General features: G+C 38.4%; 20 protein-coding genes. 11 read left to right on the forward strand and 9 right to left on the reverse strand.

From position 1 onward, the window contains the following. The first annotated feature begins 113 nt into the window (after window positions 1–113). Window positions 114–2,582, forward strand: a complete 2,469-nt coding sequence (locus CHB68_RS00880) for a ribonucleoside-diphosphate reductase subunit alpha (RefSeq protein ID WP_089258647.1) — start codon at window positions 114–116, stop codon at window positions 2,580–2,582. A gap of 558 nt (window positions 2,583–3,140) precedes the next feature. Here CHB68_RS00880 and CHB68_RS00885 read toward each other — a convergent pair. The 3 genes from CHB68_RS00885 to CHB68_RS00895 form a co-directional block, all read right to left on the reverse strand. Beyond that, a complete protein-coding gene (locus tag CHB68_RS00885; RefSeq protein ID WP_089258649.1) occupies window positions 3,141–4,058 on the reverse strand; it encodes a hydroxypyruvate isomerase family protein in 918 nt (305 codons plus the stop codon). An 81-nt stretch (window positions 4,059–4,139) separates the two neighbouring features. Next, window positions 4,140–4,787, reverse strand: coding sequence for a gluconate 2-dehydrogenase subunit 3 family protein (locus CHB68_RS00890; protein ID WP_089258651.1), 648 nt, complete (start codon window positions 4,785–4,787; stop codon window positions 4,140–4,142). After that, on the reverse strand, window positions 4,787–6,499 hold the full coding sequence (locus CHB68_RS00895; RefSeq protein ID WP_089258653.1) for a GMC oxidoreductase: 1,713 nt from the start codon (window positions 6,497–6,499) through the stop codon (window positions 4,787–4,789). Before CHB68_RS00895 ends, CHB68_RS00890 begins: the two co-directional genes overlap by 1 nt. Before the next feature lie 173 nt (window positions 6,500–6,672). Here CHB68_RS00895 and CHB68_RS00900 point away from each other — a divergent pair, with 173 nt between their 5' ends. From CHB68_RS00900 to CHB68_RS00915, 4 genes are all read left to right on the forward strand, one after another. Continuing rightward, a complete protein-coding gene (locus CHB68_RS00900) occupies window positions 6,673–7,665 on the forward strand; it encodes a sugar phosphate isomerase/epimerase family protein (RefSeq protein ID WP_089259730.1) in 993 nt (330 codons plus the stop codon). Window positions 7,666–7,682: 17 nt separating this feature from the next. Beyond that, window positions 7,683–8,126: a DinB family protein gene (locus tag CHB68_RS00905; RefSeq protein WP_089258655.1), complete on the forward strand. Its 444-nt coding sequence runs from the start codon at window positions 7,683–7,685 to the stop codon at window positions 8,124–8,126. Beyond that, entirely contained in the window at window positions 8,127–9,356 is a 1,230-nt protein-coding gene (locus tag CHB68_RS00910) for a nucleoside permease (RefSeq protein ID WP_089258657.1), read from the forward strand. A gap of 134 nt (window positions 9,357–9,490) precedes the next feature. After that, on the forward strand, window positions 9,491–10,630 hold the full coding sequence (locus CHB68_RS00915) for a Gfo/Idh/MocA family protein (protein ID WP_089258659.1): 1,140 nt from the start codon (window positions 9,491–9,493) through the stop codon (window positions 10,628–10,630). A 48-nt stretch (window positions 10,631–10,678) separates the two neighbouring features. On the opposite strand, the gene CHB68_RS00920 is transcribed toward CHB68_RS00915, so the two are convergent. Together CHB68_RS00920 and CHB68_RS00925 are read right to left on the reverse strand one after the other, a co-directional pair. Next, the gene (locus CHB68_RS00920; RefSeq protein WP_089258661.1) at window positions 10,679–11,137 is read right to left on the reverse strand and encodes an ASCH domain-containing protein; all 459 of its coding nucleotides are present in this window, start codon (window positions 11,135–11,137) and stop codon (window positions 10,679–10,681) included. 60 nt (window positions 11,138–11,197) lie between these two features. Beyond that, window positions 11,198–12,904 carry a GMC oxidoreductase gene (locus CHB68_RS00925; RefSeq protein WP_089258663.1) on the reverse strand — a complete coding sequence of 569 codons (1,707 nt, stop codon included), beginning with the start codon at window positions 12,902–12,904 and terminating at the stop codon, window positions 11,198–11,200. 160 nt (window positions 12,905–13,064) lie between these two features. Between CHB68_RS00925 and CHB68_RS00930 the strand changes: the two genes are divergently transcribed. The 6 genes from CHB68_RS00930 to nadD all read left to right on the forward strand — a co-directional run bounded on the left by CHB68_RS00930 (window position 13,065) and on the right by nadD (window position 17,866). Next, a complete protein-coding gene (locus CHB68_RS00930) occupies window positions 13,065–14,117 on the forward strand; it encodes a sugar phosphate isomerase/epimerase family protein (protein WP_089258665.1) in 1,053 nt (350 codons plus the stop codon). Between the two features lie 12 nt (window positions 14,118–14,129). Further along, window positions 14,130–14,867: a 3-keto-disaccharide hydrolase gene (locus CHB68_RS00935; protein WP_089258667.1), complete on the forward strand. Its 738-nt coding sequence runs from the start codon at window positions 14,130–14,132 to the stop codon at window positions 14,865–14,867. Window positions 14,868–14,882: 15 nt separating this feature from the next. Next, a complete protein-coding gene (locus tag CHB68_RS00940; RefSeq protein ID WP_089258669.1) occupies window positions 14,883–15,710 on the forward strand; it encodes a 3-keto-disaccharide hydrolase in 828 nt (275 codons plus the stop codon). Between the two features lie 127 nt (window positions 15,711–15,837). After that, window positions 15,838–16,695, forward strand: a complete 858-nt coding sequence (locus tag CHB68_RS00945; protein WP_089258671.1) for a YicC/YloC family endoribonuclease — start codon at window positions 15,838–15,840, stop codon at window positions 16,693–16,695. Beyond that, complete coding sequence (gene gmk, locus CHB68_RS00950; protein WP_089258673.1) at window positions 16,696–17,271, forward strand: guanylate kinase; 576 nt, start codon at window positions 16,696–16,698, stop codon at window positions 17,269–17,271. Between the two features lie 10 nt (window positions 17,272–17,281). Next, entirely contained in the window at window positions 17,282–17,866 is a 585-nt protein-coding gene (gene nadD, locus CHB68_RS00955; RefSeq protein WP_089258675.1) for a nicotinate (nicotinamide) nucleotide adenylyltransferase, read from the forward strand. 2 nt (window positions 17,867–17,868) lie between these two features. Here the strand turns inward: nadD and CHB68_RS00960 are convergent, their stop codons facing one another. The 4 genes from CHB68_RS00960 to CHB68_RS00975 all read right to left on the reverse strand — a co-directional run bounded on the left by CHB68_RS00960 (window position 17,869) and on the right by CHB68_RS00975 (window position 22,840). Then, window positions 17,869–18,585: a DUF6503 family protein gene (locus tag CHB68_RS00960; RefSeq protein WP_317043793.1), complete on the reverse strand. Its 717-nt coding sequence runs from the start codon at window positions 18,583–18,585 to the stop codon at window positions 17,869–17,871. Between the two features lie 51 nt (window positions 18,586–18,636). Continuing rightward, window positions 18,637–20,937 carry an inorganic phosphate transporter gene (locus tag CHB68_RS00965; RefSeq protein WP_089258679.1) on the reverse strand — a complete coding sequence of 767 codons (2,301 nt, stop codon included), beginning with the start codon at window positions 20,935–20,937 and terminating at the stop codon, window positions 18,637–18,639. Window positions 20,938–21,011: 74 nt separating this feature from the next. Beyond that, window positions 21,012–22,214, reverse strand: a complete 1,203-nt coding sequence (locus tag CHB68_RS00970) for a porin (protein WP_089258681.1) — start codon at window positions 22,212–22,214, stop codon at window positions 21,012–21,014. Window positions 22,215–22,483: 269 nt separating this feature from the next. Further along, window positions 22,484–22,840, reverse strand: a complete 357-nt coding sequence (locus CHB68_RS00975; RefSeq protein ID WP_089258683.1) for a carboxypeptidase-like regulatory domain-containing protein — start codon at window positions 22,838–22,840, stop codon at window positions 22,484–22,486. Between the last annotated feature and the right edge of the window lie 82 nt (window positions 22,841–22,922).

The raw sequence follows: 22,922 nt of genomic DNA on the forward strand, positions 1-22,922 counted from the left end.
GTATTTACAACCTCTTTGCTTATCGGTAAAGAGGTTTTTATGCCCTAGTCTTTATATGTTAAAATTATTAACATATTGAATAAAGTAATAGTAACCTAAAATATTTGTAGCCAATGTTTGTAATTAAAAGAGATGGTAGAAAAGAAGTGGTAATGTTTGATAAGATTACCGCAAGAGTACGAAAACTCTGTTATGGTCTTAGCGGACTGGTAGATCCTTTAAAAGTAGCTATGCGGGTCATTGAGGGACTGTATGATGGTGTAACAACTTCAGAGCTGGACAACCTGGCCGCTGAAATTGCAGCAACTATGACCACTACGCATCCGGATTACGCTAAATTGGCAGCAAGGATATCTGTATCCAATTTACATAAAAACACAAAAAAATCCTTTTCCGAAACCATGAAGGATCTATATGTTTATGTAAATCCCAGAACAGGAAAAAAGGCCCCTTTGTTATCCGATGAAGTATACCAAGTAATTGCCGATAATGCGGAACGTTTGGACTCTACTATAATTTACAACCGAGATTTTGGCTACGATTATTTTGGTTTTAAAACATTGGAACGGTCTTATTTGTTGAAATTAAACGGTAAAATAGCGGAACGTCCCCAGCACATGCTTATGCGTGTGTCTGTAGGAATTCATTTAAATGATTTGGATGCTGCCATAGAAACCTATGAGTTGATGTCCAAAAAATATTTTACCCATGCTACGCCAACATTGTTCAATTCCGGTACGCCAAAACCTCAAATGTCTTCTTGTTTTCTATTGGCAATGAAAGATGATAGTATAGAGGGTATATATGACACCTTGAAACAAACGGCTAAAATTTCCCAATCTGCCGGGGGTATAGGCTTATCCATTCATAATATTAGGGCAACGGGTTCCTATATAGCTGGTACTAACGGTACATCTAACGGTATTGTGCCCATGTTACAAGTGTTTAATGATACAGCCCGTTACGTAGACCAGGGTGGAGGAAAGCGCAAAGGTAGTTTTGCAATTTATTTGGAACCTTGGCATGCCGATATTTTTGACTTTTTAGATTTAAAGAAGAACCATGGAAAGGAAGAAATGAGAGCAAGGGACTTATTCTATGCTATGTGGATTTCTGACCTGTTCATGAAAAGGGTAGAGGCTAATGAAGATTGGACCTTAATGTGTCCTAATGAGTGCCCTGATCTGTATAATAAACACAGTGAGGAGTTTGAAAGATTATACACGCAATATGAGGAAGAGGGCAAAGGTCGTAAAACGGTAAAGGCTAGGGAGCTTTGGGAGAAAATATTGGAATCCCAAATAGAGACTGGCACGCCATATATGCTTTATAAGGATGCCGCAAACCGTAAAAGCAACCAGAAAAATTTGGGAACGATCCGTTCCTCGAATCTATGTACTGAAATTATGGAATATACCTCGTCAGATGAGGTAGCGGTTTGTAATTTAGCTTCCATAGCTTTGCCCATGTTCATTAAGAACGGAGCCTTTGATCATAAAGAGCTCTTTAAGGTAACAAAACGTGTTACCAAGAATTTGAACAAGGTAATAGACCGTAATTATTACCCGGTAAAAGAAGCGGAAAATTCAAATATGCGTCACAGACCTGTTGGTTTGGGAGTACAGGGCCTAGCCGATGTGTTTATTAAACTTCGTATGCCATTTACCAGTGATGATGCCAAAAAACTAAATGAGGAAATATTTGAAACGTTATATTTTGCCGCTGTAACCGCTTCAATGGAAATGTCCAAGGAAGAGGGTCCTTATTCCAGCTATGAAGGCTCACCGATATCCCAAGGAAAATTTCAATATAATTTGTGGGGCATAAAGGACGAGGAATTGTCCGGTAGATGGGATTGGGAAAAATTACGAAAAGAGGTGCTGCAACATGGCGTTCGTAATTCCTTGCTAGTGGCGCCAATGCCCACGGCTTCAACGTCACAAATATTAGGTAACAATGAGTGCTTTGAGCCTTATACATCCAATATTTATACCAGACGTGTACTGTCTGGGGAATTTATAGTGGTCAATAAACATTTATTGGAAGATCTTGTTGAATTGGGAATGTGGAACGAGAACATGAAGCAGGAATTAATGCGCGCCAATGGGTCAATACAACATATAGAGACTATTCCACAAGATATTAGAGATCTCTATAAAACTGTATGGGAACTAAGTATGAAGGATATAATAGATATGTCCAGACAAAGAGGATACTTTATTGATCAAAGCCAGTCCTTGAACCTTTTTATGGAAAATGCCAATTATTCTAAATTGACATCTATGCATTTTTATGCTTGGAAGAGCGGACTTAAAACTGGGATGTACTATTTGCGTACCAAAGCTGCTGTAGATGCCATAAAATTTACGTTGGACAATTCTAAGAAAAAAGAAAGCCCGGTTGAAGCAGAAGTGGTTACTTCCGTGGTCAATGAGCCAGTAGTGACAGATAATGCAGTTAAGATGGTGTCGCCACAGGCAGAAATTGACATTCAACCACTAACGCCACAAGAAATGAAAGAAATGATTGCTAAAGCTAAAGAAGGACAAGCAGATGATGATTGCCTAATGTGCGGGTCCTAAAACAAACATTTAATCAATAAAAAAGACCCCTGATAAGGGGTCTTTTTTAATAGCGGCTAAAGCCTAGGTTAAGTAAGGGAATTTTAATTATCGTTCTTTATATAGGGTTTGATTGCCGTTGTAAAGAACAACGCCACTACATAAATGATCAAAATGGTGATGTAAGGGTCCATAGCCTAAGTGTTTAGTATTAAATTATATACGGTAAAAACGTAAGTTTGGATTATGGAAACTTGATTAAATCGTTAAATAAACTGTTAATAAACAACTTTAGTATAGACGTAAAATTTTTCCAATGTTGTACAAGAAGCAAACGCTGGGTTGCAAATTCTTTTGAACGTATCTTTTTATACACGATATAAGATACTTTAGACGCCATTAGTAGTATGACGTATATTGCGAGGGTATGTAGGTATTGGGACATATACAAAATAACGAAAAAGTAAGTTATTTCTTACATGTAAGTTATGTATTTCAACGAATAGTTGATTATTTTTCGTTGAAATGCAACCAGACTTTGAAAAAAGTCAGGTTGTTACTATTTTAATACCGAAAAATTCAAATAAAATTATCTACCTCTTTATATGCATTTATTAACGCAGTCTCTCCTTCTTTTCCTGAAATAGAATTGCCATGCTCCATTCCCAATACTCCTTTAAATCCTTTTTGGTGAATCCATTTAAATACATTTTTGTAATTGATTTCCCCAGTGGTGGGCTCTTTTCTACCAGGATTATCACCTATTTGGATATATGCTATTTCTTCCCATGTCAAATCCATATTATGAATTAAGTTCCCTTCATTTTTTTGCATGTGGTAGATATCATAAAGAATTTTACAGGATGGACTATTGACCCCTTTGCATATAAGATATGTTTGTTCTGAAGTTTGTAAATAAAGATCCGGTGAATCAGAAAGGGGTTCAAGGACCATTGTAAGGCCATGCGGTTCCAATATTTCTGCTCCACGGCGTAACGCTTCTATTACATTTGCATTTTGTACTCCAATAGGTAATGATCTTTCATAGCCGCCGGGAACTACGGTCATCCATTTTGCATTGACCCGTTTGGCCGTTTCAACGGCCTTTCGGCATCCGTCTAAAAAAATATTGATAAAATCCTCTTTACCAGCGGCGAGCGAGTTTGCCATGTTACCGCCCTTGTCTATTACAAAGACGCCCATAGTCATACCTCTCTTTGCCAAGGCAGCACCTATTTTTTCTTGCATGGCCACATCTCTCTTCATCATATTGTTATCCTCAAACGCTGTAAAACCTTGATCGGACATAAATTGTATTTGATCTATGGGATCGTCTCCAGCATGATTGTTGAACATACCAAGATGAGGGGCATATTTTAAATTAAAGTTATACCTAGGCATGGTTTCTTTGTTGGAATTTGCAAACGCCAAAGGACTCATTATTGTAAGAGCACTAGTACCCAGTGCCGTTTTTTGCATAAAATTTCTTCGCTTCATTTCAAAAAGGTGTTAAACTAAAAAAGCCAAGTGGTAGAAGTATCTATCTCTTGGCTCTTGTTAATGGTTGATCAATGTTATTTATAGCGACCAATCTTTGCCTCCAGTGAGCTCCTGGGCATCACCACAGGCAATATACTCACCTGGTACGGGCAAATAGGCCAATACTTCTTCGCCAACATATTCAGAGGCTTTATAGCCCCAAATAGTAAGACCACGAAGATTGTTCGCAAAAGCAAATCTTGTAGTTTCATCATCTAACGTAGAGGTTTTACCTTCTGCCAAGGCTTCAGAATAACTGGTAATGGCATCTTGCATTTTTGTCTGGTCCTCTTTGGAATACTTCAATGAACTCGCTAAAACAGGCTCCAAGTCGTCCGATGTCAAATCCGTTATATTTTCTTTACCTGAATCCGCCAACGCCTTTTCCACAAATTTGTTCATGGACATCGTAAAGAGCTCTTGTTGCTCTTTTTCCATTACTTCATTGGCAAATTTATCTATGAAAACATCTACCTGTACTTCAGAAGCGGCCGGTGTATCCGTTTTTGGTAAAATAAGGTCTACCAATTTGGTAAGTATGGCACCTTGGTCCTGTGATAGGAATTCTGGCGTCCAGGTTATTGCTGGTTCACTCTTACAACTTTGTACAAGACCTAGTAAGGTTGGAGTGGCCACCATATATCCAAGTGACAGCCCCATATTTTTTAATACGCGTCTTCTATCCATTATATATTTCCTTTTTTAAGTTCTTGTGCAGCATGGTTTGCCGCTCTTGCTGAAAATGCCATATAGGTCAATGATGGGTTTACACAACTGGCCGAGGTCATAAATGAACCGTCAGTTACATATACATTAGGCACGTCATGCAATTGATTGTTTCCGTTCAGTACAGAGGTTTTTCTGTCCCGTCCCATACGTGCGGTGCCCATTTCATGGATACCTAATCCTAATGCACCTGGATTGTCATACGGGGTTACATCCTTTAATCCTGCCTTGGTCAACATATCCACGGCAGACTGTTTCATGTCCTCTCGCATTTTCCATTCGTTTTCCTTGAATTCTGCATCAAAGGTTACAGTTGGTAGTCCCCAATCATCTAATTTATCATAGTCAAGGGTAAATCTATTTTCTTCGTAGGGAAGAACCTCACCAAATCCGGTCATGCCAAATTGCCAACCGCCCGGTTTCAATATAGCATCCTTTAAATCGGCACCATAGGCCAATTCGGCAACACTGTCCTCCCAATTTCCTCTAGAAGCACCACCTTGGTAACCAAAACCACGCTTATAATCCGATCTATTGGAATCTCCACCTAAATTTCTAAAACGCGGAATATAGATACCGTTCGGTTTTCTTCCTTTGTAAAATTTGTCTTCAAAACCATCAAATTTTCCACGGGCACCAACGCCTAAATGATGGTCCATAATGTTACGTCCCAATTGATCGGATGAGTTACCCATGCCGTTAGGGAACGTATCTGATTTAGATTGCATTAATATTGACGTGGATGCTATGGCAGATGCACAAAGGAATATAACCTTAGCCTTAAATTCATAGGTTTCTTTGGTAACACGGTCAATTACCTTTACCCCGGTTGCCCTCTTCGTATCCGGGTCGTACATTACCTCATGAACGATAGAGTCTGGTCTTAACGTCATGTTACCTGTAGCTTCCGCAGCAGGTAGGGTAGATGATAAACTACTAAAGTACGCTCCAAAAGGACATCCGCGAATACATCTATTTCTAAATTGACATTTACTTCTGCCATCAAACTGTTTGGTGCCTGTTAGGTGAGCTACTCTACCGGCAGTTACTACACGGCCGTTAAAATTTTCCGCTACCTTTTCCCTAAATTCCTGTTCTACACAGTTCAGGTCCATCATAGGAAGAAACTGACCGTCTGGCAATTGCTCCAGTCCTAGATTTTCCCCACTTACTCCTATATATGTTTCGACCTTATCGTACCAAGGTGCTATATCCTTATAACGAACGGGCCAATCCACTGCTATTTTTTCATTTTTATTGGCGGTAAAATCAATATCGCTCCAGCGGTAACTATGACGGCCCCATTGTAGGGAGCGCCCACCTAGATGATACCCTCTCATCCAATCAAAACGTTTAGTTTCGTTATATGGATGTTGCTTGTCATTTACAAACCACATATTACTGGCCTGATTGGTAGTATAGCCGGTTCTGTTCTGCTTTGGTTGCTGCTCTAAAATTTCTTTGGTAGGTGCCCCTGCATTTGGAAAATCCCATGGATCTTTATTTGCGGTCACATAATCATCTATATGTTTTACCATACGACCGCGTTCCAATACCAATGTTTTTAACCCTGCTTCACACAGCTCTTTAGCGGCCCAGCCACCACTAATTCCGGTTCCTACAACTATAGCGTCATAGGACTCTTGCTCTTCATTGTAATAAAATTTGCTCATAAAAGTTGTTTATCCTCTAAATTTATTAAATATAAAATTAATTCTATACATTTAATGTCCATTCTTATTGCGAAATTCGCTAAAACTAGCATGTAGTCAGTTTAATGAACTTACTGGGAATTTTAACGTTCATTGCAATAATTATATTTTCAAACAACAACAAACAACCAAAAATGAAAAGAAAAAGATTTGTAAAAATTGCCTCCTTAGTAGGTATTGGCATCTCGTTACTAGGTACTTACGCTTGTAAGGAAACGAAAAAAGAAAATGTAGAAAATTCAGAAATAACTTCCACGGCCAGCACTGTTGAACCTTTCTTTGAGCTTTCATTGGCCCAATGGTCTATGCATAAAATGATCAGAGAAGACGGTGTAGACCCTTATACCTTTGCGGAAAAGGCTAAAAACTGGGGCTTTACCGGTTTGGAATATGTAAGCCAATTATATAACCCAGAGTTAGAAAGTGCAAATTATTCTGAAGAGGCCATGGCCAATTTTGTTGCAAAGTCCAATGCGGAAGCCAAAAAACATGGAATGACCAATGTGCTGATCATGATAGATGGCCAAGGTAATTTAGCGGTATCCGATGAAGCGGAAAGAAATGAGACCGTTGAAAAACATAAAAAATGGGTAGATGCTGCCGCTGCTATGGGTTGTCATGCAATTAGGGTCAATTTAAATGGAAGTAATGAACCGGAGGAATGGATCAAAAATTCTGTGGACGGACTTACTAAATTGGCTACTTATGCCAAAACGAAGAATATTAACGTTTTGGTGGAGAATCATGGAGGTCTATCCTCTAACGGAGAACTTCATGCTAAAGTTATGGAAACCGTAAATATGGACAACTGTGGAAGCTTACCGGATTTTGGTAATTTCTGTATTGAGCGCAAGCCAAATAGTTGGGATTGTGTTAAGGAGTACGATAAATACAAGGGGGTAAAGGAATTAATGCCCTATGCGAAGGCGGTGAGTGCAAAATCCAACAATTTTGATGCCGATGGTTATGATACTGGGATAGACTATGTAAAAATGTTGAAAATTGTTAAAGATGCAGGATATACCGGTTACATAGGCGTGGAATATGAAGGGTCGGAAATTAGTGAGGAAGATGGAATAATTGCAACAAGGAATTTGCTTCTGAAGGCCGCCAACGAAATAGAATAATCTACATGAACTAGTGTATGGAACCATTTTTCAATGAATTATTCGATTACAATTTTCACTGTAACAAAAAGCTGATAGAAAAATGTCTGGCCTTGAACACCGTTCCGCCAAATATTAGTAGGTTGTTCTGTCACATTTTAAATGCACACCATATCTGGAATGCAAGAATTTTGCAAAAACCCAGTGATTTTCAAGTTTGGCAAGAGCATGATCTAAAAGATTGGGCAGATATTCACTATGAAAATCAACGAAGTTCATTTGAGATCATTTCCAACGCCGATAATTTTGATAGGCGAATAGACTATGAAAATAGTGAAGGGAGGCTATTTACCAATACCTTACAGGATATGCTTTTTCATATCATAAATCATTCTACGAACCATCGTGGACAAATAGCGGTAGATTTTAGAGTTCAAGGAGAACATCCTATTGGCATGGATTACATTCATTATAAAAGATAAATGAAAAATGCGGTAAGGGCACAACTCTGCTCAATGATGTTCCTGGAGTTTTTTATTTGGGGGGCGTGGTTCGTAACCCTAGGAACTTTTTTAGGAAATAATTTACAGGCTACGGACGGGGAAATTGCCTTGGCCTTTTCAACGCAATCTTGGGGAGCCATTATTGCACCATTTGTTATAGGTATTATTGCAGACCGTTATTTTAATGCGGAAAGGATTTTGGGAGTATTACATCTACTAGGGGCGGTTCTCATGTATTTAATGTATGAAAGTTCCGCTTTTGAAGGATTCTATATTTTGGTCTTGGCATATATGATTGTTTATATGCCTACGTTGGCCCTTGTAAATTCCGTTTCTTTTAATCAAATGAAAAATCCTGCAAAGGAATTTTCATTGGTGAGGGTTTTTGGAACCTTGGGCTGGATTGTTGCAGGACTTTCCATTAGCTTTATATTTCATTGGGATAAGGGAGAATCCATAGAACAGGGCTTTTTAAAAAACACTTTTTTAATGACCGCTTTAGCCTCATTACTGTTAGGATTGTTCAGCTTTACATTACCTAAAACACCGCCCAAGGTAATACGTTCCAAAAATGTTACGATCAAGGAAATTTTAGGGTTGGATTCTTTAGGCTTATTTAAGGATAGAAATTTTTTGGTGTTCTTTTTGTCATCGGTCTTAATATGTATTCCATTGGCATTTTACTATCAAAATGCTAACCCGTTTCTTGTTGAAATTGGTATGGATAATGCAACCGGTAAAATGACTATTGGCCAAATTTCTGAAATTGCCTTTATGTTACTTCTGCCTTACTTTTTTACAAAGTTCGGTTTTAAGAAAACAATATTGGTGGCCATGGGTGCATGGGTATTGCGCTATATGTTATTTGCTTATGGCAATGTTAACGAACTTGGTTTTATGTTGATTATTGGCATTGCCTTGCATGGTATATGCTATGATTTTTTCTTTGTGAGCGGCCAAATCTATACGGACAGTAAGGCCGGGGAGGCATATAAAAGTTCTGCACAAGGGCTGATTACCCTTGCAACTTATGGTATAGGTATGTTGATCGGTTTTTGGATAGCGGGAAAAATTTCTACATGGTATCTCTTAGAGGACGGAACACATATTTGGAAGACCATTTGGATGTATCCCGCAGGATTTGCCTTTGTTGTATTTGTATTGTTCGCAATTTTCTTTAAAACCGAGAAAATAGATTATCAGTCTTAGATAAATTCTTTAATTTAAACGCCTGAAAATTGATTTCTGTCCACTAGATATACTAGTAAAAACCAAGAACCAAAAAAGATAAACCATCCGTTAGGATACTATTTATAAATTTTTCAATTTAAACAACAACTAAAATGCCAAAGAAAATACGATTAGGAATATTAGGAGGGGGAGGCGATTCCCTAATAGGTGTGCTACATAGGGTAGCCTCACAAATCAATGATAATTATGAAATTACAGGAGCAGTTTTCAATCCTGATTTTGAGGCCAACAAGGCCTTTGCCGAGGAAATTGATGTTCCATTGAATAGAATTTATAAGGACTTTGATACTCTAATTGAGGAGGAGTTGAAATTACCTGAGGATCAACGTATACAGGTCTGCTCAGTACTAACCCCTAATTTCTTACACTATCCAATGGCCAAGAAATTATTGGACAATGGATTTCACGTTATATGCGAAAAACCAATGACCACTTCTCTTGAAGAAGCAAAGGATTTGCAAAAGTCACATGAAAAAGCAGGTACGGTCTTCGCATTGACCCATACATATACAGGGTATCCTATGGTTCGTCAAATGCGTGAGATGATCAAAGCGGGTGCTTTGGGCAAAATTCATAAAGTAGATGCGGTCTACTATCAAGGTTGGATCAATACCATAATCCATGATAAGGAGAAAAGATCTTCCGTTTGGAGGTTAGACCCCACTAAAGCTGGTATTAGTTCATGTATGGCAGATATTGGGGTACATGCCTTTAACATGGTGGAATATACTACGGGACTTAAAGTCAACAAATTGCTTTGCGATTTTAACTACCTATATGAAGACAATAAGATGGATGTAGATGGAACGGTACTGATCCGTATGGGAGACCATGTAAAAGGGGTTATTAGAGGTAGTCAAGTAGCTACTGGGGAAGAAAACGGATTGGCCATAGCCATTTATGGAGAAAAAGGAGCTTTTAGATGGGAGCAGGAACGACCTAACTTCTTATATAAATTAAGTGATACGGAACCTACCCAGGTCTATAAACCGGGGCATGCCTATAACTCTGAATTGTCTTTGGACGGTACTAAATTACCGGCAGGCCATCCAGAAGGAATATTTGATTCTATGGCCAATATTTATAAAGGAGTCGCAAAAGCTATTAGGGGGCAAGCATATAATGACGGTGAATTCCCTACTATGACAGATGGCGTGCGCGGAATGAACTTTATTGAAGCGACGGTAGATTCCAATAAGAATGGAAATGTTTGGGTAAGTTTAGAAGATTAATAGGAAAGACCTACAATTAAATAGAGCCGCTATTAGCGGCTCTTTGTTTTAAAATACTTTTTCAAATTCTTGACAAACAATAATCATACTTTCCTTTGGTTCCCTGTCAAAGGCACTTAATTCCCTTGTATAATAGTCCCAGTGTACTTTTTTCCAGTAATCCAAGGACTTGTCGCCTTCACCTTCCAATTGAGCGTAAGATGCATCTATACTAAAATAGGGTTTTAGGGTTACGGCCGTTGTACGCACAATACATTGTGCCTCGCCTTTCCAATTTGTAACGACTATAAATTCACCTATTTTAGGAAGTGCTTCATTTCTATGTTGTAAACCTAACAAGGAATGGGACGTAGCTTTTTTGCTGCCATTTTTAGCCAATGCCGCCAATTCATCTGCGTCTTTTTCATTATCCCCAAAATAAAGGGTTTTTGGACTTTCGTTAAAAGCATGTTCCAAATGGGAGTCTAAATAATCTCCCCACATATTTCTTGCCGAAGCATTTTCCATAGCTATAAATTATCTTTTTAAATTGATATTAATTAAATGAATGCGATGTTCAAATTTACCTTATGATGAGAATTTGCCCAACTTTAATTGTTCTGCTGCGTGGTTTGCCGCCCTAGCGGTAAATGCCATATAGGTTAAAGAAGGATTTACACAGCTTGAGGAAGACATAAACGCCCCATCTGTGACGTATACATTAGGAACAAGATGTACTTGGTTGTGTTTATTGACAATGGAAGTTTTGTGAGAATGTCCCATACGTGCGCCACCCATTTCATGAATGCCCAATCCAGGACCGGTTTCTTGGTCATAGGCGCTTATATCCTTAAATCCGGCGCTTTTGAACATTTTTACAATTTCTTTTTTAATGTCTTCCCGCATGTTGTATTCGTTTTCCTTGAACTCCACATCAAAAGCTAATTGTGGAAGTCCCCATTTATCCTTTTCCGTAGGGCTTAGTGTTACACGGTTGTCGTCATAGGGTAAAAATTCCCCAAATCCTGTTACCCCTATGGTCCAATGGCCAGGTTTAAGAATGTGGTCTTTTAAATCTTTGCCATAGCTCATTTCGGCTATGGTTTCGCTCCAGTCGCCCCTACTTGCCCTTCCTTGATAACCAAACCCACGTACATAATTGTCCTTTTTGGTCTTATCGTTTAAATTGACAAAACGTGGAATGTAAAATCCGGTAGGCTGTCTACCCTTGTAATATTTATCTAAATAGCCGTCAACCTTGGCAGATGCGCCCAATTTATAATGATGGTCCATGATACCACGTCCCAAGGCATCAGAATCATTGCCAAGCCCGTTGGGAAAACGTTCAGATTTAGATTGTAATAAGATACCTACGGATGCCATGGCAGATGCGCACAGAAAAATCACTTTAGCCTTGAATACCAATTGTTCATTGGTTTCCGCATCTATGACCTTAACGCCGGTAGCTTTTTTTGTAGCATCGTCATATATGATTTCGTAGACGATGGAGTTTGGCCGTAAGGTCATATTACCTGTACGTTCCGCTGCCGGTAGGGTAGATGAATTACTGCTAAAATAACCTCCAAAAGGACAGCCCCTCCAACATCGGTCCCTATTTTGACAGGTGCCCCTGCCTTCAAAATTGGCATTTGGGTCGGTGATGTGCGCAGTACGGCCAATGGTAATTAACCGTCCGTCATCAAATTTTTCAGAAGTCAGTTTCTTAAAATCATCTTCCACACAATTCAGTTTCATGGCCGGCTGAAATTTACCATCGGGCAATACCTCCAAGCCTAAATTTTCACCACTGACTCCTATATATTCTTCAACCTTATCATACCAAGGTGAAATATCCTTGTATCTAACGGGCCAATCAACACCAATATTTTCCTTTTTGTTCGCTTCAAAATCTATATTGCTCCAACGATAACTCTGCCGTCCCCATGTTAAGGACCTGCCCCCAACTTGATAGCCCCTGATCCAATCAAAACGTTTGGTCTCTACATAGGGGTGGTCAAGATCATTGACAAAAAAATGCTTTACATCCTGTTTTGGCGCCCAGTTTACCCTAGATTGTACAGGAAAATTTTTCTTTTCTTCCTTGGATAGTTCCCCTTTTAAAGGATAATCCCATGGGTCATCATGCATGGTGGGGTAATCTTCTATATGTTTTACCATTCTACCGCGTTCAAGAACCAATGTTCTTAAACCGTTCTCTGTTAATTCCTTTGCGGCCCAACCACCACTTATTCCAGTTCCAACTACAATTGCATCGTAAACTTCATCTTGATTCATGCCTTAATTTTTATCTTTTTCTTTTGGTAATCCCTATATTTATAGCAATTCTTCAAGGTGTTCAGAATTGTGTTATAGAATTCTTAAATATAAGATAAATTGACATATTTGAGGAATTGGTACAACGAACTAATTAAAATAACCGATAGTATAAAATTTTATGAAAACAATTAAAGGTCCAGCGGTATTTTTGGCTCAATTCGTAGATAGTAAAGCTCCATTCAATACCTTGGATGGTATGTGTAAATGGGCGGCCGATTTGGGATATAAAGGAATACAAATACCCACTTGGGAAAGTTTTTTGATCGATTTGGATAAAGCAGCAGAAAGCCAAACGTATTGTGACGAGTTGAAAGGGAAGGTTAATTCGTACGGGTTGGAGATTACCGAACTCTCTACACACTTACAGGGCCAATTAGTTGCCGTTCACCCGGCATATGATTTAATGTTCGATTCCTTTGCCCCAAAAAATGTTCATGGCAACCCTAAAGCAAGGACGGCATGGGCCGTTGAAACCGTAAAAAAAGCGGCCACGGCAAGTAGAAGGCTAGGGTTAAAGGCACATGCTACGTTTTCCGGATCATTATTGTGGCATACCATGCACCCTTGGCCCCAAAGACCTGCCGGTCTCGTAGAAATGGGTTTTGAAGAACTGGCAAAAAGATGGATGCCGATATTAAATCATTTTGATAAGGAAGGGGTAGATGTTTGTTACGAAATTCACCCAGGGGAAGATTTACATGATGGAGATACTTTTGAGCGTTTTTTGGAAGCTACGGGTAACCATAAAAGAGTAAATATTCTTTACGATCCAAGCCATTTTGTCTTACAACAATTAGATTATATTGCCTATATAGACCACTATCATGAATTTATAAAATCCTTTCACGTAAAGGACTCGGAATTTAATCCTACAGGGAAAAAAGGTGCGTTTGGTGGTTATAATGATTGGGGAGACAGAGCGGGCAGATATCGTTCCTTGGGCGATGGACAAATTGATTTTAAGACCATATTCTCCAAGTTGACCCAATATGGTTGTGATGTTTGGGCGGTAATGGAATGGGAGTGTTGTATTAAAAGTCCTGAGCAAGGTGCTCGTGAAGGGGCCAAATTTATTTCTGACCACATCATTGAGGCTACTGAGAAGACCTTTGATGATTTTGCAGGCGCGGAAATTGACAAGGAGATGTTGAAAAAAATGTTAGGACTATAAATTAAAGCAAGAATGAAAAAAGTAGTATTAGGTGTTGCGGTATTGTTGTTAATTGCTTCATGTAAGCAGGAAAAAAAAGAGACTACAGAAGCAAATGTGGCTGAAGTGGAAATGCCTAAAAATGATTGGGAAATTTTGTTTGACGGTTCTTCCTTGGATAAATGGAAAGAATTTCAAAGTGATTCCGTAAGCGGTGCATGGACCATACAGGGCGATGCCTTGGTGTATACGCCGCCTAGTGAAGGAGAGAAAAGAGTAAATCACGATTTGGTTACCAAAGAGGAATTTACCGATTTTGTCCTCTCCTTGGAATGGAAAATATCCGAAGGTGGAAACAGTGGTGTGTTTTGGGGGGTAAATGAAGATGAAAAATTTAAGACCGGATACCAAACCGGACCTGAAATACAAATTTTGGACAATGACAAACACCCAGATGCCAAAGCTGGTACCACCCACCAGGCGGGTGCTTTATATGATATGGTGCCACCGGCAAAAGATGTTACGAAACCTGTTGGGGAATGGAATACCATGGAATTGACCGTAGACCATAAGAACAACCGTGGAAAAGTAATGTTGAACGGTACGGAAATGGTGACTTTTCCCATAGCGAATGAGGAATGGAATACTATGGTCGCCAATTCTAAATTTGCAGGTTGGGATGGGTTTGGAACATTTAAAACGGGTAAAATCGGTCTACAGGATCATGGTAATATTGTTTCCTTTAGAAACATCAAAATAAAACAACTATAACCTAAGCATACGTTCATGAAAAATTTCTATTTATTTAGTATAATCGCCCTGATGTTAGGGGTTACATCCTGTAAAGAAAAAGTTCAGGTAGAGCAGGTAGACGCCATAGAGGGCGAAGCGGGGGACAACGTTATTGTACATGAGGAATATATGGGCGAAGAGCCTACCACACCAGAGGAAACGGAATTTTATGAACCAAAGGTTCCTGTGGTAAAACCAAGTGTAAATGGGGCACCACCAAGTGATGCTATTGTACTCTTTAATGGTACAGGTTTGGAAAACTGGATCAGTGCCAATGATAGTACTGCCGCAAAATGGCATTTAAATGATGATGGCAGTATGACCGTTAATGATAAAACGGGTAATATACAGACCAAGCAAAATTTTGGTGACGTTCAATTGCATATTGAATGGAAATCTCCTTTGCCTGTGCAAAGCAAAGGTCAAAACAGGGGAAATAGCGGTGTATTTCTTAATGGCATTTATGAAGTTCAGATATTGGACCAAAACGACAACCCGACCTATGTAAACGGCCAAGTGGCTTCAATCTACAAACAACATGTGCCATTGGCCATGGCTTCTGTACCCACTGGTGAATGGAATACTTATGATATTATCTATCATGCCCCTGAGTTTAACGACGAAGGAGGTAAGATAAAATCCGGTGATATAACCGTTATTCATAACGGAGTTCTTGTACAAGATCACGTAGAGCTAAAAGGTACCACTCCTTATATAGGTTGGCCCAAAAATCCCCCTCACGGCAAGGGCCCCTTATTGTTGCAAGATCATGGGGACGATAGTCGTGTGAGCTTTAGGAATATATGGGTTAGGGAACTATAATCTATTAAAAAATGCTTTAACGGAGTAAACGACCCATAGGCTGTTTGCTCCTTTTTTTTATTACAAGGTTACTGTAAAACCTGAATTTTACATTTACCTTACCTTTGTTAAAATTTAAAATGCGTATATGATTCAATCCATGACCGGTTTCGGTAAGCATGTAATACAATTGCCCAATAAAAAAATTACGGTAGAAATTAAATCGCTCAATAGTAAGAGTATCGATTTAAATGCACGTATGCCCTCAAATTATAGGGAAAAGGAATTGGAGCTAAGAAAGATAATAGCCAACTCCTTGGTGCGCGGCAAGGTAGATTTTAGTCTATATGTTGAACTTACCGGTGATGAAACTACTTCTCAAGTAAATGAGGTCGCTGTAAAACAATATATGGGACAGTTAAAAAATATTGCAACCGGTGATGACCTAAGATTATTGGAAATGGCGCTTAGATTCCCAGATGCCATGAAAACCGCAAAGGAAGATATTGACGAGGAAGAGTATATAGCAATTAAAAAGGCACTGGAAGGGGCTTTGGTTGAAATCAATAACTTTAGGTCAGAAGAAGGCGGTGTGCTAGAAAAGGATTTTTTGGACCGTATTGCCATTTTACAACAATTGTTAAAAGATGTGGTGGCCATTGATCCAGAACGTCAAGCAACGATAAGAGAAAGATTGGAGAAAGCCGTTCAAGACCTAAAGACCGATTTGGACGAGAACAGATTTGAACAGGAACTCATCTATTATTTGGAAAAATATGATATCACCGAAGAAAAGGTAAGACTGGCCAACCATCTTGATTATTTTGGTAAAACCTTGCGTTCAAGTGATAGTAACGGTAAAAAATTGGGCTTTATTTCTCAAGAGATCGGCCGTGAGATCAATACAATTGGTTCTAAGGCCAATTACGCACCTATGCAACAATTAGTAGTTCAAATGAAAGATGAGCTGGAAAAGATTAAGGAACAAATGTTAAATGTATTATAGATGAAAGGGGGAAAATTAATTATTTTTTCTGCACCCTCAGGAAGTGGAAAAACTACCATTGTACGTCACCTATTGGCCCAACCGGAATTGAACTTGGCCTTTTCTGTTTCTGCAACCTCAAGACCTAGAAGAGGAAAGGAAAAGAATAAGGAACATTATTATTTCATGTCCGTATCCGAGTTCAAGAACCATATAAAAAACGATGATTTTTTAGAGTGGGAAGAAGTATACAGGGATAATTTTTACGGTACACTTAAGAGTGAAGTAGAGCGCCTATGGGCCGAGGGTAAGAACGTTATTTTTGATATTGATGTGGTAGGCGGACTAAGAATCAAGAAAAAATTTCCAGATATTACCTTGGCCGTGTTCGTGAAGCCTCCCAGTGTTGATGAACTTAAGATCAGACTTAAGAAACGAAGTACAGAGAGTGAGGATAAAATTAATATGCGTATTGCAAAAGCATCCGTAGAATTGGCAACTGCTCCACAATTTGATAAGATTATCAAGAATTATGATCTAGATGTTGCCTTAAAAGAGGCCGTTGACCTTGTGGCGGATTTCGTAAGAGAGGATTAATATAGTTTCAATGAAGAATATTGGTTTATACTTTGGAACGTTTAACCCTATACATATAGGTCATTTGGTCATTGCGAACCATATGGCGGAGTTTTCAGATTTGGATGAGGTTTGGTTCGTGGTAACTCCGCAAAGTCCGTTTAAGACCAAAAAAACACTTTTGGACAACCATCACCGGTATGAAATGGTTTATGAGGCTACCGTTGATTATCCAAAATTAAGGCCCAGTAAAATTGAGTTTGATTTACCACAACCCAATTATACCGTAAATACACTTGCACATTTAATGGACAAACATCCTGCCCAATACACTTTTTCGTTAATTATGGGTGAGGACAATCTAAAAGGATTTCATAAATGGAAAAATTATGAAACTATTTTGGAAAACCACGCTATTTATGTTTACCCAAGAGTATCAGAAGGTGTTGTGGAACACCGGTTTAAAACACATGAAAAAATACACAGGGTCAACGCACCAATAATGGAAATTTCATCGACCTTTATTAGAAAAGCACATAAAAATGGTAAGAATATAAAACCCATGTTACCACCGGAAGTCTGGAAATATATGGATGAAATGAATTTTTATCGTTAGTTCTATTGTGGTATTCGTAACTTATCTGTGGCAAGATAGGTATTGTCCTTATTGTAATACCATGCCCTGGTTTTTGGAAATTTTATATCATTCATCGTTAATAAATCGGTCAAAAGAATATATTCCCCATCGTTCTTACTTTCATCATGATAAAATTGATAGATTTCCATGGCATAGGTGTTTGGATCAAAATAAAAATACCAAGTATCTTGCCCCACTTCCTTTTCATACATGACCTTCAATACTAAGTAATCTTTTCCTTTAAATGTGCGTTTAACCACCTTGGGGTCAATAAGGGTACCAGGATCTTTTAATTTCATTGGCAGGCCATATAAATACGTATAATAATCCTTCATTAGTTTAGCGCGATCGCAGGTAATTCTTAAACTATCCCTAACCTGTTGGGCAATATTGGTTTTGCCATTGTATTTTAAAACGCAATGCTCTTTTTGTAGTTCTGATTCTATGGTGTAATCATCCCTTTTTACGGTAGATTTAAAATAGGTTGCGGGAAGGTCCAGTTCAATTAGTGTGCTGCGCAAAGTGGCTTTGGGAGATTCCATTTCAATAAGCAACTTGCCTTTAAATGTGTTCCAATTGTCCTGTGGATCATGAAAGGAAATGGCATTTTCAAGTAATTGTTCTCCTGTTAGTTCTTGGCCCTTAGTGGAAAAAGAAAGGAGTAGTAGTGTAGCCAAATAAAAATACCTTGTCATCATATACTATTTATGAGGACAAGGTACTTATTATTTTAATGTGTTACAGCGGTATTATTTTTTAGGCGATTCTATCGTAGCCGGTGCTACGGAGCTATCGTGCTCATTATGATATTGCTGTAGCAAATTCATTACGGATGTCATTAAATCCTTAGTTTCCAATAAGAGTGAAAAATAAAGGGTGGTGTTCTTTGGACTGGATTCTTCCGTCCTTGTTCTTGCTACTTGTGTCTGTATCTTTTCGGATACCATCTGGAAAAGTTCCTGTTTCTGACTTAGTACATTCCCAATTTGTTCAAAGGATTGATTTGAAAAAGCATCTTGTGTCTGATTTAATATTTCCTCCAATTTTAAATCTATTTGCTTTAATTCCTTGATCTGGTTATACTTTAATTTTTTGTGATTGTTGTTTACATGCTTATGGCTAACTTTTCCAATATATTCAAGAGATTGAGCAATATCTGTTAAATAGCCCAAAGTATTAATGTAAAAATTACTGGCCCCAACGCTATTTTCATCTAAGTTTTTGATAAAATAGAAAATATGGTCTCTTAGGTCATCAATTTCATTGGAGAGTTTTTCGCCTTGCTTTTTGTTCTTTTTAAGCAAGTTTACGTCCTGTTTGGCCAAACCATTTATAGTGTTGGTATAAATTTTATTGGTTCTTTTAAGAACATTGGAAATGTTCATGGCGCTTTCAAATATTACCCCTTGTATAGAGCTGCTCTCTGCCCTGTTAAGTGAATCTTCCGCTTTTAACTCCTTGGCTTTCTTGTTATGTGAAATATAATTTCTTGCCAATAATAAAATGGCGGCAAACAATAGTACTGCCAACGCGGCACCCTTTCCAAAACTGATCAAGGTTAATATGATTCCAGAGGCTATAAATGCTATAATGGCGGTTCCAAACCATCCACCTATTACATTGAGTACCCCGGCAACCCTGTATACCGCACTTTCAGCACCCCAAGCTCTATCGGCAAGTGAAGTACCCATTGCAACCATAAAAGTAACGTAGGTTGTAGATAACGGTAATTTGTAAGATGTAGCAATAGAGATTAATATGCCGGCTACCATAAGGTTTACGGCAGCACGTACCATATCAAATGCCGGAAGTTCATGGACCTTCTTTTTTGATAGGGCAATTACAGGTTTGTTAAACTGCTTATCTATCTTTTCCTGAAGGGAACTTGGAATTGCGTTCGTTAAGACCGTTGATAATGAAATGGCTAAACGTACCAATCCTCTAGACAAGAAATTAGGTTGAAACCTTTCTTTGGTGTCTTCTTGACTGGAAAGGTCTATGGAAGTCTTGACAACACTTTTGGCTTTACTGGAAAACCACAAGGTAAGGACCATGACCATACCTGCTATAAATAACAGTAATGTTGGTGTTGGGACCTTTTTGGCCAAAATCCCCATACTGAATTCCGATGCCTCTACCCCAGAGGCTAACCATGCCTCATAAGATTGCCAAGCGGCAATTGGAACCCCTATGAAATTGACGAGATCATTACCGGCAAAAGCTAATGCCAAAGCAAAGGTACCAACGCCAATAATCAATTTATAAATATTTACATTGGCAAATTTCATTAAGATAAATGAAAACGTAGACCAAACCAAGAAGTTTGCCCCAACCAAAGCAAATAATTGGGTTTCTAAAAACTCTTTAATGGTTATACCCCCAATTAGGTCGTAAGATTCGCCGGCAAAAGCCGTTCCGCCAATTCCCTTCATTAATATGAAGTAGGTCATGGACGATAATGCAAAGCCTCCAAAAAGGGCGCCTACCCATGTAGGTTTTTTTTCAAAATTATAGGACAGGAGCAATCTTGATACCCATTGTACCATTGCACCTATGGTAAAGGCGACAACTACAGATAGTAATATGCCAAATATAATTTGAACGGCCTTATCGTTATTGATATAGTTGATTACATCTATAAAACTACCATTGTCCGCACCAATTTTGATCAATGACATGGCTACGGCCGCACCCAATAGTTCAAAAACTATGGATACCGTAGTTGAAGTTGGCATGCCCAAGGTATTGAAGAAGTCAAGTAATAGAATATCCGTTATCATCACGGCCATAAAAATGAACATGATCTCATCAAAATAGAATTCACCAGGGTTAAAAATTCCCTTTCTCGCCACTTCCATCATACCACTTGAAAACAAAGCGCCGGCAGCAATTCCAAAACTGGCGACAATCATTATGGTCTTAAAGGAAATAGCTTTGGAACCAATGGCGGAATTCAAAAAATTTACCGCATCGTTACTAACACCTACCACAAGATCTGCTATGGCCAGTACGGCAAGTGCAATAAGCATTAAAAAATATATATTATCCATAATTTCGTTCGATATCAATTTGCAAATATCATTATCGCCAATGGCTGCAATGTTAGGTTAATGTTATTATTTTACTAGAAGTGAACTTCTAATTGTAATCTATATGTCAAAATATCCGTGCTTGCTATTTGTGAAAGATAGCTAAGATCGCTCTGCACTTTAAGTTTATGACCCACAATATACTTTGAAAGTCCTAAAGTATATTGATTTTGAGTATTTTGACCTGTTATTTCCTGATCTAAACCAATAGTTGTAAAACGGCCAGATACTTCCCAGTTATTTTCAAATAAATAACCTGATTGCAAATTTAGGCCGCTACCCACTTCAACTACGGACCCCGTGGCAGAGCCATCAGAATTTTTAGCTATAGGGTCTTTGGCCGTTCTATTGGCATATTCACCCATAAACGAAAAACCATTATACTTAAACATGGCATCTATAAAGACGGTATTGATATTGGTCTCAAAAAAACCTACATCATTAAATAGATAGGAGCCTTGGTTACTTCTGGACTTTACGGCATTCTGATTACTGTCATAAGTAGCTGCGATCATCAGTTTTGGAGTCTTTTCCCTATTTAGATCACTTCCCTTATAATCCCCTCTTCCTAAAAATTCTCCAAATGGCAACAATTCTAATCGTGATGTATATTGCAGTCCGCCCAAATTCCCGGTCGTAATATTTCTTCCTTCTCCTTGCGATAGTGCAAAAATCTCCCGAATCAAAAATTTTTGGCCTATATTGGTTTTATGCCTTAACTGGAAGCCCATATCCCTGTCAATTGTAAACCTTCCGTTCAATAATGAGCGGTCTACTTGCAATAAATTACCGGAAGAAATTACGCGCTCTATATTACCGGGCAGTTTTGTTTGACCAAACCATAGCACAAAGTTTTCGTAAAAATTCCATTTTACCACCGCATCAAGAATATAGCGTGGGGCATTACCTGTAAATTGGGAAGCTCCGGAAATATCACGATTGGAAAGTCCTAATTCTATTTTGTATTCCAATTTGGGGGAATATGCAAAACCATCAAATTTTAACCTGGCCCTTCTTACTAGAAAATTTTGTTCCGGGTCGGTAAGGCCTCCATTCTCAGAGTTCCACGTATTTGTAGCCAGAATCTGCATACGTGCCTCAACTTTCATTGTCCAGGAACTATCTTTTCCTACCAGGTTGAACAATCCATTACCAAAAGTAGGAGCATTGGATTCCTGGCCTTTTATTGCACTGAAGTACAGCAAAAAAAGGCTAAACCAAAAAAGGTTATACTTCATTTACTATTAGTTTTTGTCGACTGCAAATTACCGAAATGAACGTTAAGTTCATATTTAATTAAAAGTAACCTGTATTTTTATGCTTCTCTTCTGCTATACAATGAATTTTTAACTGAATAACAATCATTGACTTCTTCATAGGACGCATAAAAAAAGCTACCGGGTAGGTAGCTTTATGATTTCAAAAAACCAAGTCGACAAAAACTAGTAGTACTAGAAATCATATGTGCGTTATATGCTAAACAGTAGACGTATCTAATATCAATATATTATCTGGATGAGGTTTTTTGGGCTGATAAATCTGCCATGCTCATTGTTTTGGCCTTTAAACTTGCCTGTATATTCTTGGTTTCACCAGATGCAACGGTTACAGGTAATTCTATTGGTTCATAACCTAAAAATTGAACTAAAAGTTGGTATGAACCGGGTGTAAGGTTATCAAATTCAAAGTTTCCCCTAAAATTAGTGTGGGTGCTTAAAGATGTATTCTTAATGGTTACCGTAGCCATAAGTAATGGCTCATTGAATAATTCAGCGTCCAATATTTGACCCTGAATAGCACTTGTCTCTTGTGCGGACACTAAAGAACCAATTAACATTGCGAATAAAAGAACTAATCTTTTCATGTATACTTTAAATTTCTTCTGCAAAGAAATGACTGTAAGGTTAAGTTAAGGTTAGGTCACAATTATGAATATATGTTCTTAT

It is taken from the genome of Maribacter sedimenticola, from assembly GCF_900188415.1.
Lineage (GTDB): Bacteria > Bacteroidota > Bacteroidia > Flavobacteriales > Flavobacteriaceae > Maribacter > Maribacter sedimenticola.

Coding starts and splice junctions, on each gene's coding strand:
- CHB68_RS00945 (WP_089258671.1), top strand. CDS start 15,838: ATGATTCAATCCATGACCGGTTTCGGTAAGCATGTAATACAATTGCCC.
- CHB68_RS00915 (WP_089258659.1), top strand. CDS start 9,491: ATGCCAAAGAAAATACGATTAGGAATATTAGGAGGGGGAGGCGATTCC.
- CHB68_RS00905 (WP_089258655.1), top strand. CDS start 7,683: ATGGAACCATTTTTCAATGAATTATTCGATTACAATTTTCACTGTAAC.
- CHB68_RS00890 (WP_089258651.1), bottom strand. CDS start 4,787: ATGGATAGAAGACGCGTATTAAAAAATATGGGGCTGTCACTTGGATAT.
- gmk (WP_089258673.1), top strand. CDS start 16,696: ATGAAAGGGGGAAAATTAATTATTTTTTCTGCACCCTCAGGAAGTGGA.
- CHB68_RS00960 (WP_317043793.1), bottom strand. CDS start 18,585: ATGATGACAAGGTATTTTTATTTGGCTACACTACTACTCCTTTCTTTT.
- CHB68_RS00940 (WP_089258669.1), top strand. CDS start 14,883: ATGAAAAATTTCTATTTATTTAGTATAATCGCCCTGATGTTAGGGGTT.
- CHB68_RS00880 (WP_089258647.1), top strand. CDS start 114: ATGTTTGTAATTAAAAGAGATGGTAGAAAAGAAGTGGTAATGTTTGAT.
- CHB68_RS00895 (WP_089258653.1), bottom strand. CDS start 6,499: ATGAGCAAATTTTATTACAATGAAGAGCAAGAGTCCTATGACGCTATA.
- CHB68_RS00970 (WP_089258681.1), bottom strand. CDS start 22,214: ATGAAGTATAACCTTTTTTGGTTTAGCCTTTTTTTGCTGTACTTCAGT.
- CHB68_RS00975 (WP_089258683.1), bottom strand. CDS start 22,840: ATGAAAAGATTAGTTCTTTTATTCGCAATGTTAATTGGTTCTTTAGTG.
- CHB68_RS00965 (WP_089258679.1), bottom strand. CDS start 20,937: ATGGATAATATATATTTTTTAATGCTTATTGCACTTGCCGTACTGGCC.
- CHB68_RS00920 (WP_089258661.1), bottom strand. CDS start 11,137: ATGGAAAATGCTTCGGCAAGAAATATGTGGGGAGATTATTTAGACTCC.
- nadD (WP_089258675.1), top strand. CDS start 17,282: ATGAAGAATATTGGTTTATACTTTGGAACGTTTAACCCTATACATATA.
- CHB68_RS00925 (WP_089258663.1), bottom strand. CDS start 12,904: ATGAATCAAGATGAAGTTTACGATGCAATTGTAGTTGGAACTGGAATA.
- CHB68_RS00935 (WP_089258667.1), top strand. CDS start 14,130: ATGAAAAAAGTAGTATTAGGTGTTGCGGTATTGTTGTTAATTGCTTCA.
- CHB68_RS00900 (WP_089259730.1), top strand. CDS start 6,673: ATGAAAAGAAAAAGATTTGTAAAAATTGCCTCCTTAGTAGGTATTGGC.
- CHB68_RS00885 (WP_089258649.1), bottom strand. CDS start 4,058: ATGAAGCGAAGAAATTTTATGCAAAAAACGGCACTGGGTACTAGTGCT.
- CHB68_RS00930 (WP_089258665.1), top strand. CDS start 13,065: ATGAAAACAATTAAAGGTCCAGCGGTATTTTTGGCTCAATTCGTAGAT.
- CHB68_RS00910 (WP_089258657.1), top strand. CDS start 8,127: ATGAAAAATGCGGTAAGGGCACAACTCTGCTCAATGATGTTCCTGGAG.